Source organism: Enterobacter sp. EGD-HP1, assembly GCF_000733275.2.
Classification (GTDB): Bacteria; Pseudomonadota; Gammaproteobacteria; order Enterobacterales; family Enterobacteriaceae; genus Enterobacter.
This window is the reverse complement of record NZ_AVOP01000014.1, coordinates 20268-36483: the sequence shown is the minus strand read 5'-3', so window position 1 is coordinate 36483 and position 16216 is coordinate 20268. Positions and strand designations below refer to the sequence as shown.

The window sequence follows — 16216 nt, the reverse complement described above, 5'->3', positions numbered from 1 at the left end:
GTATAGCACGTAAAGGTATAGTGAGGAGACTCACGACGCTAATCTGAGCTGGCTCAGACTGTCTTTGTTGGATCTGATAACTGCAACCGTATTATGGCTCTGGGAGAAATTCAGGTACGGCATACTCTACATTGAGGGCTGAACACATCAGTGCTCGCCGCAGTCCGGTGACCGGGCTAAAGCCCGAGAACCGGCGAGGAAGCGCAATAACACAGTAGCTGAAGGGGGCTGGTACGCACTGGAGTCACGACAAGTGATCATTGGAGAACCATCTGAATTACCTTTCTGGTCAGCAGGTTATCCACATATACAGTCGTTCGATCCAGTAATAAGATCCTTAAAGCGATCCCTGTAAGATCCAAAGGAAGATCCCGACAGATTTTGTATCAAGAATGTAAATGTTGAGATTGGTTGTGGTCGTCAACAAGATGCAGAATAAATAAGACAGCTGTATTATTTGTCAGTATTCATGAAACAGACGGACGATACCAAAGACAGATTATTAAATTTTACATGATGAATTTAGGAAAATGTTAAAATATGTAATGAGAGATGTTGAAAATAACCTTGGTTAATGAATTTAGATAGTGCAAGCATCGATAACGATCACGCCGCACAGGAATATATGCGCACGGTTTACAGCGTCAATGTGCCGGTAGCCGATCGGTACCGGCTCGAAAACAGTTATCGGCAACAGAAAATGCACTTCTGCGCCCTGCATCTATCAGCCATAAACGACACACTGGAAACGTATCAGTTAGCAACGTCGATGACGACTCAATTACAAATGTCCGCTCCTTGCTCAAAGTGGGCCTTCCATTTCCACCTGCCACATGCTTTGAACCCCTTTATCTAATCTTTTTGAGCCCGTCAGTGAAGATTTTCGTCATATCCAGACGACAGATAAACGACTTAGCAGCCTAACGTACTGGCGATATTATTTTGCCTTCTCCTCACCCCAGAATGTTCTTCCCACTAAGTTTTTAGCCAGCTTTTTGATTAGCTCGCCGCTGTCTGACAGCATAAATGGGGATATCGCCACCGGTCCGCGCTCACTGGCGGCAGCCGCGGTAGCGCAGGCACTTTGCCAGATGCTCCGAGAGACACGTCAGCTCCGGAATACAAAGGTACGCCAGGGTCAGATGCCGCGGCAGAAGGGCCTGCGCCTGCGCCTGCGCCGGCGGGCGCAGGGAGATAGCGGCGCTTTGCACCACGGGCTGCCGCTGCTCTCCGGGTTGTCCGCCTCCGGTTCCCCGCGCGCGGGGGCCGGGAATGGCTCCGATCGGAACGGACACTCCCCTGCCCCCATCGCCGACAGCAGCCCCGTCAGCGCGTGAGGCAGATATTCCACCTCTTCGGGCAGCGACACCGCCCGGTAACACTGCGTCAGGCCAGCCAGGCGACGCGCCACTGCCGGATGAGAGCTGCGACACAGTACCAGCAGGTAGCAGTCCTCCGGTGCTCGTGCCAGCTGCAAAAAACGCTCCCACTGGGCCTCCGGCGTGATGTCCACCACCCACAGCGCCACATCCTCCCACGGCACCTGCCCTGCAGAACGGAAGCTGAACCGCCGCTCATCCGCCAGCTCCCGCAGCGCCATCAGCGCCGTCACCCGCAGCGTCGCGTCATCGCTCAGCAGCGTCAGCACCAGGTTCTTCATCCGTCTATCCTCCGCCTTTCCTCACCTCACCTCATCGCCAGCCAGTGGCAGGTACTGCACCGGCGACAGCCCAGTCGCCTGATAGAACATCCAGCTGAATATCGACGGTTTTTTGTACCCCGCCGCCGGCCAATCCGTCTCCCGCACCAGCCCAGTCGATTCGGTAGTGAAGCATCAGGCGGGCATAGCGCTTCAGCAGACGGATTTCCTGAAAGGACATTCGGGTCACTGCACTCTTCTTAAACCAGGGAGACCATTCCGGCCTTGCCGGGGCGTCCAAAAAAGATAAAAACAAAAGTCTCTTCAAAATCAGGCTCACTTCACGGCTTCAGGGCCGCGAGTGCGCAGAAGAGCAGCCACTCGTAGTGCCGGGACAGACCCAGACTCGCCAGGGCCCCTGTCCGGTGGGCGCTGACGGTCTTCTCAGAGATGTGGAGCCTGCACGAAATCTCCTTAGGGCTATGCCCCCGAGCCAGCAAACGCAGCACATCCCACTGCCTGTACGTCAGGGGCCACTGGCGCGCAGGTAGCGGGGAGTACGTCACTCGCTCCAGCGCCTGCCGTATAGCGACCAGCGGCGCGTTCAGGGGTAGCATCCGCATTCCCAACAGCCGCACCGGCAGGGGGGTAATCCCGCCTTCATACAGCACCAGCCAGTTCTCTTTCCGGGTCCGCCGCCACAGCCATAGAAGGCGGTGCAGCTGTGAGGGCAGCGACGGGGGAAGCAGGGACAGCAGAGCTATCACCCGGCAGCCCGGCGTCTGCGACACCCACTGTCGGGCAAACCGGACGTCCGGTAGCCAGCGGGCTGGCAGTTCCGGGTAGCGGTCCCGCAGCAGAGCAAGCAGCCCCACTGCCGCCGGTGCGTTGTCGCCCACAATCACCACCGCCGGAATGCTGGCCGTCATAGTTCAGGGCGCTCCAGCGTGTCATCCTGACCACAACGGTGCCCGGCGCCAGCGGGGATACCGAACACGTCCACCGGGTACGCACAGCACCCGTCTTGATGTCGGCACAGGGTGTCTCCCCCGGCACGAGCACCCACCAGGAAACCTCGTCCGTCAGAACCATCTGGCGAAGCCCGGAATGGTCGTGGCGCAGACCCACATGGTCTCAACCACTCCGGGGGGGGCATCAGCGACAGCAATTCGTCCACAAGGCCTGGGTGGCGGATTAGTTCGTGGAGGTTTCGCAGCCGCAGGTAGTTGACCACACGCCAGCGATGGCAAGCCACGGTGCTAGCGGCCAGCCCCGGCAGGCTCACTGCTGCCGGCGATCCGGTGCAATGGATCATCTGCAGCAGGATCTCACGCTGGCGCCCGGTCAGCGGACGGGCTAGAGCAGGAGGCGACACGTTCGGTACGTCCCCACCACGCCATACCAGCCCTACCATCAGCCCTAACAGCGTGGCGACCGAAAGGCGCGCGGTGGTGACGGTCACTCCCCCTAACTGGAGGGCCAGCCAGGCGTACACGCCTGCGAGCGTATCGGTCAGCACCAGCCAGGATGCCTGGTGCCCAAAGCGTGCCTCAGCCAGTGCGGTCAGGGTGCCGGCGAGCGGCGCATGGCGGCTCACCATCCACACCACCAGGAGGGTTCGCGGGGTGCAACGAGCCAGCGCCTGCGCCGGCGATTCGGCGTAGCGGCAACCCAGGCAGGCTAACCGGGCCAGCCGTGTCAGGCCGGTCCGGACCATCTGGTCCTGGGTGACAATCAGCACCTCCGGGCGTCTGACCGGCAGGGTATCTAAACGGGTGACGTTAATGTTTTTCTCCTTCACAGATAATGCTGGGTCTGGCTGGCCAGTGACCGCGTGCCTCACGGCAGAGTACGACCGCCTCAGAGCGGCGGTGGGCTCTCACACTAGTCACTCATAATCGTTTCGGAATGACAGGGTAGTATGTCGCCAGTCCGACGACGGCAGGTTGCCGGCGATGGCCACATCCCGCAGGTACTGCACCACATCGTTCAGCAGTCGAGCCGTTTGCGGGTCAGTATTTCGGAGGGCCTCCGCCTGCTCTAGGGCTCGCAGCGCCAGACTGTCCCAGCCACCACCGTAGTATGTGACGGCGTTTTCCAGTCGCTGCAGACGCCGCAGACCGGCATGTTCGCTCAGCAGCGACCACAGGCTACTCCCGTCGTTCCGGGCTGTCGGATGCTTAAACATAGCGTTACCTCTCTGAGATCTCATCCGCCTGAAAACGGCACAGGGCGACCCTAACCGCCCGCAGGCAGCCGGTTAAGTGTCAGTGTGAATATGGTATGACGCTGCCAGGTGGCAACGATTTACTTCGCTTTCAGCCCGGTCAGGTGATATTCGAGCACCGTAAACGGCATTACGCCTGGCGGCAACGGACGGTCGCCGTACACCACCTTCGCCGGAGCCCAGGCGGTCACTTCCGCTCCCTCGCCCAGTAGTGTCAGCGCATTGCGGACCACTGCCGGCATATCATCGTCCGGTGCAAGCGTCAGGGACTTCAGCTGGCTGATAACCCGTCCGTCGGCAACCTGCTCCTTCAGTGACAGGGTGACAGGAGCCGCGTCATCCTTAATGGTCATCCCTTTCTTCACCACCACGTAGGTGATGCCGTCCGCCACACGGTCAGGCTTGCGCCCTTTAACCTTCGACGCAATCAGCGCCTCACCGGCTTTCACCTGCGTCGCTACCTGCTTATTCAGGCGGTCAGCGAAAGACTGCCAGTAGCGGTCCATCTCCCTACGCGAGAGCTTCATCTTCTCCTGCAGGCCATCAGATAAACCCGCCCGCACCCGGATGACATCCAGACTCACGCCGGTGGCGGTGTAGCCCGAGAGCTTCTCGCGAAGCCCTGCTGCCATTGCCTGCCCCACCACATAAGCTTCCTTACGCATATCAGAGTCAAGCGGAACGGTCTGCACCTTCCCGGCCGCCGCCGCCCGTTCATTTGCCTGCGCCAGCTGGTCACGCAGGTACTTCACGCTAGCCTCCAGCTTTGTCCTGGCCTCATCACGCCCTGACGTTTGCGCCCGAAGGGTAGCCAGTGAGGCTTCCGCTGCGGCAAGCTTCACCTGCACGGCCTTCTGCACCGCAAGGCTGTCAGTGAGTTGCGTGGTCATGGTGCGGATCCGCTGCTGTGCCTGCTTGAGCGCGTCTGCGGAGGTGGACGATGCGGGAGTACCGTTACGGAGTTTGTCCTCTGCCGCCTTCCGGCCACCCTCGCTGCTCTCCAGCCGGGTGGTCAGGGCCGACAATTGTGTCCTCAGCGCTGTCAGGTCAGATGCCTGCTGCGTTATTGTTGCCCGATCCTGCACATTCGCGGCACCGTCAGCCACCTTCGCCTGCAGGGCCCTCACCTGCGCACTCAGATCCGCCACCTGTGCCTTCAGTTGACGGTTCTGTGTCCGCATGGCCTGACGTGCTGCCGCAGCGGTGGAAGACAAGGATGAAGGCGCCGACATCGCCGATGACGAACCACCCGGTGCAGAAGACGACAGCGCGGAGGTTGCGCCGCCAGATGAGGTCGCCCCCCCCTGCTGCGCCATCAGCGCCCCCAGGCCGTAGTCGTTGACGCCGCCAGTTCCGGTCATCAGCCCAGCAACGCCATTATCCGGCGGCTCGTACGCCCCGGACTCCGCCCGGGCTGCACTCATGGACACTGACAGCGTCATAAGGGTCAGGGAGGTCAACTGAAGCGCGCGGCGTCGCAGGCCGGAGAAATAATGGGCCTCCGTGGGCACGGAGGAAGAGAATACGGCCTGGAATGCTTTGCGTCCTGTCATTTGATGGCCACCTGGTTAATCAGTGCGAAGGAAAGGTCGGCCCGCACCTGCTGGCAGAGGCTTGTCAGGGCGTACTGGTAGCGTGGCTGTACCAGGTCGTTAATCTCCTGACTGATGCCACCGGACACGGCCAGGTACTGCGCCCCGGTGCGGGTGATGCGCGCCATCTGCGCCTGGTAGCGACGGTACTTCGCGTCATCGAAGGTCTTCAGCGCCTCCAGTTCGCGTGTACACTGCGACAGACGTGAATCCGTGCCGGCAGGAGCCGTAGGCACGGAAGTTGCCCCCGCAGAAGACGATGACGCACCCGATGACACCGCAGCCGGGCTGGGCTGCGCACCTACGGTTGACACCGCGGAGACCGGGCGCTCAGCCACCGAGCAGCCGAACAGACCGGCAACGCAGAGCATCACCAGCACACACAGGCCCCCCCGGCGGCGACAGCGATCGGATAAAGAAACAGGCATGGAGAATATCCTCAGAAAGGCCGGAGCGATCTCCCGCACCGGCGACGGGTCAACCTACTGTTGGGTCATGACCAGTACGGCATTGGCGGTAAAGCCCCCGGTGGCGATGTCCTTCACGACTACGTTCGGGTCGCGCAACGCCTCAAACTCGAGGTCGAGCTGACTGATGCCCGGCTGAAAGGTCAGGAGTTCGGCGTCGGTCGGCTTCATCGCCATCCCGTTGTAGAGAATGGCCACACCGAGCCCGGACGTGCTCGACTGCACAACCTGGTCAGCCCCCACAGCCATTGGGGTGTACTGGAACTGCATCGATGCCGTCAGTGCCGCGTTACCGCTGCAATCGACCGTGACGGACTTCTTCACCGTCGTCGTGGTGCCCGCCTGGATGCCAATCGAGGAGCGCTCCAGCCCCCCCAGAGCCACCTCCAGGTCGTTGCCGTAGTTAAGGTAGCAGACCGAAGGTTCAGGAGCGAGTTTAGGTACATCACTGCACCATATATGAGTATTATCATTGTTCGGGCGGTACTTATTACCTGTCGAGGTGTTGTAGAGTGCGTAGCATGGAGTATTAATAGCATTATTAAAAATTGTTGGATTCGAAAACTGCCACCAATAATCACCAGCATTGAAATTGTAGCCGGTTGGAAAATCTATTTTTTCGTAGCTTTGGTACATGGTGGCACTGGATCTCGTTGTGCACGGGGCGTGCGTGGTGCATATATACAGGCGCATTGCATAGCTCCCGCCTTCTTTAAAATACCCACTGGCTCCACCGATGTTTCCAAAACCTGCGGCAGTACCTCTACCCCAGCTGTAATAGCCAGCAGTTGCTGCATTTGTGCTTCCAGAGCATTTTGAATTCCATGCAATCACGTTAGCAGCACCAGGAAGAAACTCACAGCCGTTCTCATCAGTCCCCGTGATCGAATAAACATAAGCAGATACATCAAAAAATGAAAAAAGAAGAAAAAAAGCGAGAAATATTCTCATGGTAGTTCCTTAAGTAGTATTTTGTATCGCGACGAAGTTATCTGTGCGGATCCAAGGGTAGTGTCCAACGGGAGATTACAGTGGGGCCCCCATCAATACTCACTCACAGTGATGAACTATCCACTCCACATCCCTCGGTTCGCCGTTACCGGTATCTGATAGCACAAAGTTGATCAGATATATTCCGCCATCAGCGTACCGGTTGCCGTGAAGCTACCCTCTGCAAGGTCCGTCGCCGGGTCCTTCTCCAGTTGTACCTCTATTGCCGGCGGACTCAGCGGGTCCGCCACGGTGAACGCCTTATTCAGCTCCAGCGGCTGGCCGTCCTTCAGCACCTTCACCCACAGGCCATTGATGGTCGAGGAGAACGTCGCCGCATCCGACGCCACAGGGGTTGCCTTAAACACCATACTCACCGTGTTCGCACTGCCGGCGCTGCCGCACTCCAGGGTGTAATTGACCGGCTGAATGTACGCACCGCCATTAAGCCGGCTCACCGCCACGTTGCCAAAATCCACCGTGATGACCTGGTCATTGCTAATCGTGCAAGGAGTCGCCGCCTGCAGCCGTCCCGAAAACTTATAAGTTACGCTGTCACCGGTCTGGTTTGATACCGCTTCTGATACCCCAGGAGTCAGCCCGCCTGTGACTGCCAGCAGAAGCAGCAATTTTCCGTATCCCGTCATTTGCAACTCCTCAGTTAAAGGCCATCGTCAGCGTCGCGTTCGCGCTGAACGTGGCACCGCTCACAAATGTGCTCCCGCTGCCGGTCTGCACCACCTCCGCCTCCAGCAGCGGCGGGTTCTGCATATCCACCGCAAATGCCGTGTTGACATCCTGCACCTGCTCGTTAACCAGCAGACGTATTGCCAGGTCCGTGCTCTGCGTCCTGCTCGCGTCGTTGGTAACAGGCAGTAGCCTGTTTCCCTGGTAGTCCACACTCCCGCCGTTGCTGGAATTAAGCGTCATCACCGTACTACCATCGGTATCGCCCGTGCATGTCATGCCGCTAGCCAGCGGCTGGCGGTAGCCATCCTTCAAGGCGTTATTACCACCGGTGGTGGTATACTGCAGGGTACCGAAGTCTACACTCACGGTTCCCCCCTGGTTAAAAGTGCACGCCCCCGTCGCCAGTACAGTGCCGGTGATGTTAATGTTCATCTTGAACTGGTCGCCGGCTGCGCGGGAGGTCTTGTGCGAGGCAGCGCCCGCCGTGGCACTGAGTGCCATCAGCCACGCGAGCAACGCCGCGGCTGCTGTCATCCGGTAGCTGCGATTGCCCGCCCCGTCCATTTCGTTCGTTTTGTCTGTCATGATGCCGCCCACCTTCTCCTGTGGTCCGGTGCCTATGGATAGGCAATCTCAAAGGTCGCCGTTCCGGTAAACGGCCCGGTCAGAATGCTCTGGTTCGCGATGGCGTCCGGCTCACCCTGCACGTAGCCCCGCAGGCGCAGCTCTGTGGTGCCGTCACTCAGTTCAAAGACGGGTGACGGCCTGTTCAGTGGTACCGGCTGCGCTGCGTCATCGTCCGTCTCAATGCCAAACGCAATCCCCTGCGTGTCACCCGCGTCAGGAACCATCCGCCCCGGCAGGGATGCGCTTTCGGTACCGGTAAAGGTCACTGTGGCGGTTTTCCCAACGCTGGCGTCACAGCCCAGCAGGCGGATAATGAACGGTTCGCCGGGCGTACGACTGGTGGTGTAGAAGAACTTCGCCACCAGGTTACCGAACGTTAGCGAAATGTCCGCAGTGGTCGGATCCAGCACGCATGGCTCGGTCACCAGATTGCCGATGATCTGTACGTTATTGTCCAGCGCTTCCGCAGTGAAGGTGGTCAGCGCCAGGCTCAGCGTAGCCGCCACCCCGCTAATGAGTGCGGTATTACAGCGAAAACCTGTGTTCATTTTCATCACAGTCACCTCAGTCATAACTCAGGCCAAAGTTCAGCACCGCGTGGTACTCACCCGGTCCCAGCGGCGCCGCCGTGCGCACCGGCGTAATCGTGTACGTCAGCTGATCCGATGACGGCGTAACAAACTGCGGTGCGCCGCGCTCGCCAACCCTCACGTCGCGACCTTGCGCGTCGGTCACCCGCAGCGCAAGGCCCTTTGCGCCGGTCACCTGCAGCAGTTCCGGGCTGTCCACGTCCGCCGGCGCCTGAAAGGCGACGGTCACCACAGGCTGGATTCTATTATCCCAGGTATGGGTTGACGTTCGTTTATCCAGGCTGTCTCCACGGGTGCGAATGCAGTCCTTCAGGTGCAGGATGACCGGCACCGGCGCACCCTGAGCGCCTGGGGTCGCCAGGTCGACGGTCGTCAGGCCACCCATCTCCACGTCCTGCCACGCAGAGGTCATGTCCAGCCGGCAAGCCCCCTCGGTCAGCATGCCGTGCACGTAAAGCTCGCCGTGCTGGCCGTCCACGTCCCAGGCGTCCGGCTCTTGCGCCACCGTCTGAGACACCAGTCCTCCGGCCAGCAGCGCCACTATCATCGCGTGATAACGATGGTTACGCTGGCTCCGTCTCGTTTCTCTGCTCATGTTGCGTCCTTATGTCTTCATGCCTCAGGGTGTCTGTCGGCCATACGGCAACCAGGTGCTCAGGTGCTTAAGCAAACTCAGCCCGCCTTCGTGCTCTTCACCGTACAACTGTTGTCGCTGCAGCCGTAAATCAGCTGCGGACGGCCACCGTAGTCATTGATGTAGGTCAGCACCGGATTGTTACCCAGAGCCGCTGCACTGCCATCAAGGGTTACCGAGCCTTTCGGTGGTATCATGACCGGCTTAAAGCCCTTCACAGTGGTCCCTTGCACGGTGGCGGTGGCGTCCGAAATTGTTACGTAGTACGCCGTCGGGTTGTTCGCAACATAGTGATCTCCCTGGCGGGTCAGGGTAACCAGCTCCTGCCATGGCTTGCTGTTCAGATCCACCTTCAGGGCCGCCGGGCGGTAGAGCAGCTTGATGCGACTCTGCAGCGCTATCTGCAGGGTATTGGGCTTGCTGCTCTTAGGCGGAATTTCCCGCAGGTTAAAATAGAAAAGCGACTCCTTGTCCTGTGGCAGCATACGCGCACCGGTAGCCTGCTGCACCTTCACCTGCGTCTTAGCACCGGGCTCCACGCGCTGCACCGGCGGAAGGACGACCAGCGGGTCGCTTATTTTGGTGCCGTGCTCGTCTTCCACCCAGCCCTGCGCCAGATAAGGCAGCACCTTGTTCTGGTTCGTCACGTTCATGCTCACCGACGACTCGTCGCCGTTCAGGATGACGCGGGTGCGGTCAAGCGCCAGGGCAGCGCTTGCAGACTGTGCCGCCATTAGACCGGCCAGGAGGGTTGCCGCCAGCAGGGTAGCCCCTCTCCCCGGATGGTTTATTGTGTTTATCGTTTCCATGTCGTCTCTCGTTACTGTTGAACGGTTATTACCGCTGAACGGGGATGCCTTCCGGCATGACGCATCGCGTCTCCTGTCCCGGCTTGTCGTCGTTACAGCCGTGTCCTCCCTGTAGCATCACCGCACTAGAGGGTCTCCTTCCCCTGGCAGCGTACGCTACAGGACGTGCTGAGCTCGTTGATACACATATCTTCCTTACCCGGTACCGCCCGGCCGGACAGTGTGGCAACCTTCCGTGGTCGTCGGGAAAATCAATCATTATCGCGTCACCGCAATCTTCGCCGGGGTGCCGGCCACCGAGGTACACGGCAGCAGCAGCTGCCGGGTCTCCAGGTCCGCCGGCAGCGGCGATGGCATCGACACCTGACACCGCGTCTCGCCCTCCCAGTTCACCTTCATAACCTCGCCGGCTTTGATACCCGACAGCCACACGGTGCCGCCGTCGCTCACCAGGCCAGTCTGGGTGTTGTCCGCGTTCAGAACCGTGGCACCGAAAGGTGGCGCACTGCCGTCCGCCAGTTTCAGAATGGCCATCGCCTTCTGGCCCGCAATCACCCCGAACTTACGGTAGCCGATGGCTCCTTCCGTTAAGGTGCCCTGCACCACCGAACGGGTGGCCTCCACGTTATTCCCCAGCTTATTCAGGTCCACGTTCACACTGGTTCGGTAGTAGCTGCTCATATCACTCACCACCGCCTTGCCGAAAACGTTGCTCCAGGTCGGTGAACCGTAACCTTTCACCGGCACATCGCTCACACCACCAGTGTCCACCATCATGCGGGTCCCGCCATGGGCATTAACCCGATGCAGTGCCGCACCGTTCGGTGTGGCGGTCATGCCACCGCGCATCGACATCCCGAAGGCGGAATAGTCACTGCCCCGGAACGCAGCTGTGGCTGACATCTCTGCGATTTCACCCTCGTGGGTGATGTAACCGCTACTGGTGGCGCGTCCGTCCTGCCCCACACCACCGTTGATGCGATAGGCTGTGTTGTCATCAAGACGGCCATAGTAGCCCACTGTATTGCTGTTGTTGCCCTTGCTCAGTTGCGCGTCGTAGCTGAGCGTGCCGGACCCGCCCCACGGCACGGACAGGCTCAGGTACATCCCGTCGTCATTCGTGTGGTTGTACTTCGTCCGGAACGCCGACAGGCCCATGCTCAGGTTTTTAATTTGCCCGATGTCAAAATAGCGAGACAGCGAAATGTTGTACGTATCGTTCGCCGGCTGGTTCCAGTAGGTCTGATGGCTGTAGTTGAGGTACGCCGTCATGTTCAGGTCCCGGAACTGCTGGTTGAACGTCAGCATGTACAGTTCCTTGCCCTCCCCGCCCGTGTCGTTATGGCGGTAGCGTGCATCCAGATACTGCGACATGCTCATGAAGTTTCGCTCCGTGAAGCGATACCCGGCAAACGTCACCTGACTGTCCGTCTCATCAAACCGCTTCGAATAGCTCACCCGGTAAGATCCGCCGCTCTTCGTCTCCTGTCCCGGCAGTACGGCCCGGGACTGTGTCACGTCAAACGAAATGGCTCCGAAGGCCAGCAGATCACGGCCAATACCCAACGCCAGAGCGTTATAGTCCCCGGCCACCAAAGCGCCGCCGTACAGGGACCAGCCGTTACTGACCCCCCAGGAGAACTCACCAGTCCCGAAGGTTGGCCCCTCGCTGTGATGTTTATAGTCCGACGGCTTACCGCTGGCGATTTTGTAACGCACCAGCCCCGGCCGGGTCAGGTAAGGCACGTTCGCCGTGTCCACCTGATATTCCTGGACGCTGCCGTCCTGCTCTGTCACCTTCACGTCAAGCTTGCCGGTGGTGGCATTATTCAGGTCCTGAATACGGAACGGACCTGACGCAACTGTGGTCTCATAAATCACCCTTCCCTGCTGGCTGATGGTCACCTTCGCATTGGTCTTCGCCACCCCGGTTACCTCCGGGGCGTAACCGCGCAGGTTCGGCGGCAGCATGTTGTCGTCCGTCACCAGACTCGCCCCGGTGTAGCGGAAGCTGTCGAACATGCCGGAGGATAGATAGTTCTCGCCCAGCGTCAGCTTTGCCCGCAGGGCAGCGATGGCCCGGTACATGTAGTACCGGCTCCAGTCCCAGTTTTGACGGGTGCTGTTCGCCTGCCCGGTGGTATGGTCATAGTTCGCCTGCCAGTCCGCGCGCAGACGCCACGCGCCGAGGTTCCCTCCGGTAGTACCGTTACCGCTCAGCGACTGATTGTTACTCCCCCTGCTCAGCTGCTGATGTGAGGTCTGTGCGTTCAGACTGTAGTCAAACAGCACCCCGCTAGCCCCTTCATCCCAGCTCGACGGCGGGTCCCAGTTTTCCGCAGTGTATTCGAGGTATGCGTGCGGGAGGTTCACGTACAGCACGCCGGACCCGAGGTCAGCACGCATCGTCATCCCCTTCAGGGATGATGGGTCGAGACACTCGTGGTTATGCCACCACGTCAACTGACGCGAAGCGGACTCCGTCAGCCCCAGTTGTGTCACCATCTCCGGCGTCAGACAGGCGTAGCTACCCTTCGGATTGTCTTCGGGAGCCAGAAACTGAATCTGCCGCTCCGGCAGACTGCTCTTGTTTATCTGCAGGGCCAGGGTATAGCTCCCCGGCATCACGTATCCGACCTGCGAAAACTGACTCAGGTCAATGTTTGCGCGGTCCTTCAGGTCAAGCACATCCGTGTTGAACTGAATGTCACCGGTCTCCGCCGGTTTTCCATCCACATCAATCGCTTCAGGTGTGGCATTAGCAGGAGCATCCAGTACAACCTCTGCCGCCATGCCCGCCGGGGCCGTACTGCACAGTAGCGCAATGAGTATTCCTGCCGCCACTGGGCGGATAACCATGCCCGCACCAGTCTCATTCTGACGCGACCCGCATGCAGCCGGTGCGCCGTTGTCTACTTTGTGTCCGCCGTTCCGGACTCTGACTGCTGACATTACGACTCCCCCGTCAGAAATAATCCAGTTTGAAGCGCAGCGTGGCGTGATAATCGCCCGCCCGTGGTGCAGCCTGATCAGCGACCAGGCGCAGGACATAGTTAAGTCGCATACCGCCCGCCTCTAGCGCCCGAGCAGGCATCGCCACCCCCGGGCGCGCAGTTGTTCCGTCTATGTCGGCAATCTGCAGCCCCACGCCACCGGCGCTCCCTTTCACCCGGAACGCATCATTGCCTGCGGTAGCGCCGTCAAAGGTCACCTGCAGCGTTGACCAGTCCGGCTTATCCGGACGCCAGTGCTGCAGGGTGCAGTTCACCAGCTGAATAGTGAAAGGCACGTCTGTGCCCCGCCCGTCGCGGAGTATCTGCCCCACCGGCACCGGTGCCATACCTATATCCTGGTACTGACTCCCTAGGTCAATGGCGCAGGCAGAGTCGAGGATACTGCCTTTCATGTTGACGCGTCCGTGCCCGTGGTTTCCCCCCTCCGCCCCACCGGCCAGACACATCAGCAGGAAAGGCAACATCCGGGTCAGTCGTATTCCTGTAGCCATGCATACCCCCATTAATGAATAAGCGAAAAAATCATGACAGAAATGTTGCGCCTGCTGTCCGCCCGGGTGGACAGCAGGCGCAACCATGGGATTACTTGTAATCCATCACGAAGTTAGCTACAGAGGTAAAGGCACCCGGAATGACCGCGCCAGCGACAGAGGAGCCCTGTACGTACGCCTGGAACTGCAGTTCATTGTCACCGTCGTTCAGCGCAATATCAGGAGATGCCACGTTCGGCTTGATTACGTTTTTCCCCATATCTGTAATAACCACGCCCACGCCGGAACCCTGACCGGTGACGGCCAGTGCGCCGTCCAGACCAGCAGCGCCGTCGCCAGCCACGCCGTTAAAAGTGACGGTGGCATTTTTCGCGGTGGTGGTGTCGCAGTCATGCAACTGGATGTTAAAGTTGATCGGGGAGGACTGACCGCCACCAGACAGCTGCTTCATGGAGATGGCTCCAAGCTCTTTGGTCTGGTCGATGCTGCTGGCATCGATGGAGCAGGCCGCATCGATGATGGTGCCGGTAAAGGTGATTTTGCCGTGCCCATTGTCCGCCGCATGCGCCGCCCCCATACCCAGACCAGATGCCATGGCTACCGCAAGAACAAGTTTCTTCATATTCATAATAAAATCCTGCTTTTCATATTCGATTAATAAACCCACCGGGGTGAATTTCCATATTTTAGGGACTTGGCTCCAGCCTCACTGGGTATGGCCCAGCAAAAACAAGTAGCACGCCTGAAACAACCGTTTCATTACCCCACATTGCTTCAGCAGTATCCGTTTTTTCATAAACCGGACACTTTGCATCAAAAGCACCGAAACAGGATAAATGCAAGGCGCACCCTTAAAAGTCGGCAGAATATAACTCCGAATTTTAATGATTACAGGATTTTATGTATGGGTAGTCACAGGAAATGATCAACATGCAAGATTAAATATTCTGAAACATACAATAATGCAACATGAGGGAGTGGCTAATGACGAGAGCAAAGAAAACAGAAAATCCAGTTAAAACAATGCTATAAATAACACTCCTCGTAACGATTGACAAAAATTGACGCTCTGGCCCTTTCCGGTAATAATATCAAACGTTCTGATGCAAAGTGTTGGCTAAAACTCGGCCCCACAACGCCGCCAGAAATGACACCTAAAATATTGATTTAAGGTATATTTTTCTGGGGCGGTACGCAAAAGCACGCCGCAACAAGCCTGCTTGCCTTCACCTCCGGCACCGCCACTACCTCACCTATATCCCCCTCACGCCGGAAACGACCATCCGTGCATTTTCCCACGCCACCGAATATTTCCCGCATCATTTCTACGCCCGCTGCGGTATATTTCCATCCCGCTTCTATCGGCTACGGAAATGCCACGATGAAAACACGAAAATACCTCACCCGCCGGGAAATTCAGCGCCTTGAGGCCGCCGCAATGAAAAGCCGATACCCCCTGCGCAATCGCTGCCTCATACGCTTATGTTTCATTCACGGCTTTCGCATCAGCGAGCTTTGTCGCCTGAAGCTTTCCGACATCAACCTGGAGGACCGCACTCTCTGCGTCTCACGCCTCAAGAACGGCTTATCCACCATCCATCCCCTGACACAGGATGAGCTTCCCGTGCTGATGAGCTGGCTTCTCGAACGCGATACCTGGCGCGACGCGGACAGCCCCTACCTCTTCCTCTCCCAGAAGAACGGCTCCCTCTCCCGCAGCAGTGCGTACGACCTTTTTCGACAGCTAGGACGGGATGCCAGCCTCAGCGTCCCCGTCCATCCCCACATGCTCCGCCACGCCTGCGGTTTCGCCCTCGCCGACCTCGGCGTCGACACCCGGCTGATACAGGACTACCTCGGGCACCGCAACATCAGCCATACCGTCATCTACACCGCATCCAACCCCCGGCGCTTCCGCCACATCTGGAACCGAGTCCCCGCTGACGACCTCACGGACGAGTGACCCTCCCTCCTCTCCCTCCCTCCACAGCGGGTGGCGTGCGACTAGCAGTGTGGGTCGCACGCCACTCCTTGCGCCGACGCAGGAGAGCATGAAAAAGTGTGGGGCAATCACTGAATAGGTTTTCTGCTGGGGCTAGAATAACCAGCATCCGTTAGCCACCATGCTTGTTATCCCGCGATGAAAATCTATGTCATCAAATCGCTGTTAATGGCGTCAGTCGCATGGTCTGGGTCGACTGAGAATTTCTGCCAACACATCACTGGCCGCACTTCACTATATAATCCAGATCGTGCAGGGCTGGGGCGATGACTACCTTCATCAGATTCATATTTATGCAAAGATTACGGCATCTCCTACGAAGGGGGCATTGGCTTTCCTGATAACCCGTTCCGGGTTATGATTGATGATTTTGCTTTTGATGCTGGCGATCGCTTTACCTATGAATACAACTTCTTTGAGCTCTGGCTTCATGACGTTCGCGTC

At 58.6% G+C, this 16216-nt stretch carries 18 protein-coding genes and 2 pseudogenes; 4 read left to right on the top strand and 16 right to left on the bottom strand.

Annotated elements, in window-relative coordinates; genetic code table 11:
• Window positions 1-580: 580 nt before the first annotated feature.
• A pseudogene (locus tag N037_RS25220) lies at window positions 581-757 on the top strand (hypothetical protein); the annotation flags it as partial.
• Between the two features lie 381 nt (window positions 758-1138).
• On the opposite strand, the gene N037_RS12140 reads toward N037_RS25220, so the two are convergent.
• From N037_RS12140 to N037_RS12065, 16 genes are all read right to left on the bottom strand, one after another.
• Complete coding sequence (locus N037_RS12140; protein WP_032641189.1) at window positions 1139-1660, bottom strand: hypothetical protein; 522 nt, start codon at window positions 1658-1660, stop codon at window positions 1139-1141.
• Between the two features lie 31 nt (window positions 1661-1691).
• On the bottom strand, window positions 1692-1889 hold the full coding sequence (locus tag N037_RS12135; RefSeq protein WP_156369728.1) for a hypothetical protein: 198 nt from the start codon (window positions 1887-1889) through the stop codon (window positions 1692-1694).
• A 91-nt stretch (window positions 1890-1980) separates the two neighbouring features.
• Complete coding sequence (locus N037_RS25215) at window positions 1981-2568, bottom strand: helix-turn-helix transcriptional regulator (RefSeq protein WP_050511249.1); 588 nt, start codon at window positions 2566-2568, stop codon at window positions 1981-1983.
• Window positions 2565-3440: a hypothetical protein gene (locus tag N037_RS12125; RefSeq protein WP_032641184.1), complete on the bottom strand. Its 876-nt coding sequence runs from the start codon at window positions 3438-3440 to the stop codon at window positions 2565-2567. Before N037_RS12125 ends, N037_RS25215 begins: the two co-directional genes overlap by 4 nt.
• A gap of 87 nt (window positions 3441-3527) precedes the next feature.
• Complete coding sequence (locus N037_RS12120; RefSeq protein WP_156369727.1) at window positions 3528-3851, bottom strand: hypothetical protein; 324 nt, start codon at window positions 3849-3851, stop codon at window positions 3528-3530.
• Between the two features lie 95 nt (window positions 3852-3946).
• Window positions 3947-5419, bottom strand: coding sequence for an FKBP-type peptidyl-prolyl cis-trans isomerase N-terminal domain-containing protein (locus N037_RS12115; protein WP_032641180.1), 1473 nt, complete (start codon window positions 5417-5419; stop codon window positions 3947-3949).
• Window positions 5416-5886, bottom strand: a complete 471-nt coding sequence (locus tag N037_RS12110) for a hypothetical protein (RefSeq protein WP_032641178.1) — start codon at window positions 5884-5886, stop codon at window positions 5416-5418. Before N037_RS12110 ends, N037_RS12115 begins: the two co-directional genes overlap by 4 nt.
• A 54-nt stretch (window positions 5887-5940) precedes the next feature.
• A complete protein-coding gene (locus tag N037_RS12105; protein ID WP_050511248.1) occupies window positions 5941-6876 on the bottom strand; it encodes a hypothetical protein in 936 nt (311 codons plus the stop codon).
• A 173-nt stretch (window positions 6877-7049) separates the two neighbouring features.
• Complete coding sequence (locus tag N037_RS12100; protein WP_032641176.1) at window positions 7050-7562, bottom strand: fimbrial protein; 513 nt, start codon at window positions 7560-7562, stop codon at window positions 7050-7052.
• 10 nt (window positions 7563-7572) lie between these two features.
• Entirely contained in the window at window positions 7573-8190 is a 618-nt protein-coding gene (locus N037_RS12095; RefSeq protein ID WP_156369726.1) for a fimbrial protein, read from the bottom strand.
• Between the two features lie 32 nt (window positions 8191-8222).
• Window positions 8223-8786, bottom strand: a complete 564-nt coding sequence (locus N037_RS12090; RefSeq protein ID WP_032641174.1) for a fimbrial protein — start codon at window positions 8784-8786, stop codon at window positions 8223-8225.
• A 10-nt stretch (window positions 8787-8796) separates the two neighbouring features.
• On the bottom strand, window positions 8797-9417 hold the full coding sequence (locus tag N037_RS12085; protein WP_231686689.1) for a fimbrial protein: 621 nt from the start codon (window positions 9415-9417) through the stop codon (window positions 8797-8799).
• Window positions 9418-9494: 77 nt separating this feature from the next.
• Window positions 9495-10265, bottom strand: coding sequence for a fimbria/pilus periplasmic chaperone (locus N037_RS12080; protein WP_050511246.1), 771 nt, complete (start codon window positions 10263-10265; stop codon window positions 9495-9497).
• Window positions 10266-10523: 258 nt separating this feature from the next.
• Window positions 10524-13217 (bottom strand): outer membrane usher protein, encoded by a 2694-nt coding sequence (locus N037_RS12075; protein ID WP_231686688.1) that lies wholly within the window; start codon window positions 13215-13217, stop codon window positions 10524-10526.
• 13 nt (window positions 13218-13230) lie between these two features.
• Complete coding sequence (locus N037_RS12070; RefSeq protein WP_231686687.1) at window positions 13231-13770, bottom strand: fimbrial protein; 540 nt, start codon at window positions 13768-13770, stop codon at window positions 13231-13233.
• A gap of 91 nt (window positions 13771-13861) precedes the next feature.
• A complete protein-coding gene (locus tag N037_RS12065; RefSeq protein ID WP_032641313.1) occupies window positions 13862-14398 on the bottom strand; it encodes a fimbrial protein in 537 nt (178 codons plus the stop codon).
• Between the two features lie 753 nt (window positions 14399-15151).
• Between N037_RS12065 and N037_RS12060 the strand changes: the two genes are divergently transcribed.
• The 3 genes and pseudogenes from N037_RS12060 to N037_RS25325 form a co-directional block, all read left to right on the top strand.
• A complete protein-coding gene (locus N037_RS12060) occupies window positions 15152-15733 on the top strand; it encodes a tyrosine-type DNA invertase (protein ID WP_032641169.1) in 582 nt (193 codons plus the stop codon).
• Window positions 15734-15959: 226 nt separating this feature from the next.
• Window positions 15960-16133 carry an IS1096 element passenger TnpR family protein gene (locus N037_RS25330; protein WP_331456749.1) on the top strand — a complete coding sequence of 58 codons (174 nt, stop codon included), beginning with the start codon at window positions 15960-15962 and terminating at the stop codon, window positions 16131-16133.
• A pseudogene (locus N037_RS25325) lies at window positions 16130-16204 on the top strand (plasmid pRiA4b ORF-3 family protein); the annotation flags it as partial. The gene N037_RS25330 and the pseudogene N037_RS25325, both read left to right, overlap by 4 nt.
• Window positions 16205-16216: the final 12 nt, after the last annotated feature.

What these genes read in the sequence shown, in the direction of transcription:
- N037_RS12140 (WP_032641189.1), bottom strand. Translation starts at nt 1,660, where the DNA reads ATGAAGAACCTGGTGCTGACGCTGCTGAGCGATGACGCGACGCTGCGG.
- N037_RS25215 (WP_050511249.1), bottom strand. Translation starts at nt 2,568, where the DNA reads ATGACGGCCAGCATTCCGGCGGTGGTGATTGTGGGCGACAACGCACCG.
- N037_RS12120 (WP_156369727.1), bottom strand. Translation starts at nt 3,851, where the DNA reads ATGAGATCTCAGAGAGGTAACGCTATGTTTAAGCATCCGACAGCCCGG.
- N037_RS12115 (WP_032641180.1), bottom strand. Translation starts at nt 5,419, where the DNA reads ATGACAGGACGCAAAGCATTCCAGGCCGTATTCTCTTCCTCCGTGCCC.
- N037_RS12110 (WP_032641178.1), bottom strand. Translation starts at nt 5,886, where the DNA reads ATGCCTGTTTCTTTATCCGATCGCTGTCGCCGCCGGGGGGGCCTGTGT.
- N037_RS12105 (WP_050511248.1), bottom strand. Translation starts at nt 6,876, where the DNA reads ATGAGAATATTTCTCGCTTTTTTTCTTCTTTTTTCATTTTTTGATGTA.
- N037_RS12100 (WP_032641176.1), bottom strand. Translation starts at nt 7,562, where the DNA reads ATGACGGGATACGGAAAATTGCTGCTTCTGCTGGCAGTCACAGGCGGG.
- N037_RS12095 (WP_156369726.1), bottom strand. Translation starts at nt 8,190, where the DNA reads ATGACAGACAAAACGAACGAAATGGACGGGGCGGGCAATCGCAGCTAC.
- N037_RS12090 (WP_032641174.1), bottom strand. Translation starts at nt 8,786, where the DNA reads ATGAAAATGAACACAGGTTTTCGCTGTAATACCGCACTCATTAGCGGG.
- N037_RS12085 (WP_231686689.1), bottom strand. Translation starts at nt 9,417, where the DNA reads ATGAGCAGAGAAACGAGACGGAGCCAGCGTAACCATCGTTATCACGCG.
- N037_RS12080 (WP_050511246.1), bottom strand. Translation starts at nt 10,265, where the DNA reads ATGGAAACGATAAACACAATAAACCATCCGGGGAGAGGGGCTACCCTG.
- N037_RS12075 (WP_231686688.1), bottom strand. Translation starts at nt 13,217, where the DNA reads ATGTCAGCAGTCAGAGTCCGGAACGGCGGACACAAAGTAGACAACGGC.
- N037_RS12070 (WP_231686687.1), bottom strand. Translation starts at nt 13,770, where the DNA reads ATGGCTACAGGAATACGACTGACCCGGATGTTGCCTTTCCTGCTGATG.
- N037_RS12065 (WP_032641313.1), bottom strand. Translation starts at nt 14,398, where the DNA reads ATGAATATGAAGAAACTTGTTCTTGCGGTAGCCATGGCATCTGGTCTG.
- N037_RS12060 (WP_032641169.1), top strand. Translation starts at nt 15,152, where the DNA reads ATGAAAACACGAAAATACCTCACCCGCCGGGAAATTCAGCGCCTTGAG.